This is a genomic window from Komagataeibacter kakiaceti JCM 25156 (genome assembly GCF_000613305.1).
The window spans coordinates 1-533 of sequence record NZ_BAIO01000919.1 but is presented as its reverse complement, the minus strand read 5'-3'; the positions used below and the strand labels follow the sequence as shown (position 1 = coordinate 533).

The 533-nt window shown below is 67.2% G+C and carries 1 protein-coding gene and 1 pseudogene; one reads left to right on the top strand and one right to left on the bottom strand.

From position 1 onward, the window contains the following. Positions 1 to 159 (bottom strand): annotated as a pseudogene (locus JCM25156_RS31890) (4-hydroxybenzoate octaprenyltransferase); the annotation flags it as partial. Between the two features lie 189 nt (positions 160 to 348). Here JCM25156_RS31890 and JCM25156_RS26785 point away from each other — a divergent pair. Beyond that, on the top strand, positions 349 to 533 hold a 185-nt coding region (locus JCM25156_RS26785; protein ID WP_034961915.1), incomplete at its 3' end, for an RNA methyltransferase PUA domain-containing protein.

The following is a 533-nucleotide window of genomic DNA, read 5'->3' as shown; positions in this document are numbered from 1 at the left end:
TCGCGGGCAGCACGATGCCCCACACCCCCGGCAGGAACAGGAGCCACGTGCCGATGGCCGATCCAGCCGGGCCAGCAGCGCATAGGGGCGTAGGCGGGCGGGCAGGCGGCCGATCCAGCCATCCACCCGGATGTCGGTATGGGGAACAGGCTGGATCACGACGCAACTCCTTGACTGCTGGATAGCGCGCGCGGGACAGGGTTTGCCGATGACGCGACGCCCCGTGGCTGCTAATGGCGAAACAGATGGGCCGGAAGTCCCCGCCGGGTCAAGGCCGGGCCGGAGCAATAACAGGCCCCGGAACATATGAACCGAAGCCTATGAAACCGTGAAAGGGTACCGCCCGGCATGAGAGACTGCCCGCGACTGTTCATTCCGCCCGCGAATATTGACCCCATGGTGGCCGACGGGCTGCTCGACCTCGCGCCGGGTCAGGCCCATTACCTGGGCACGGTGATGCGCCAGCAGGCCGGGGCGGAAGTGGAGGTTTTCAATGCGCGCGATGGCGCGTGGCGGGGCGTGATCGCGCATCT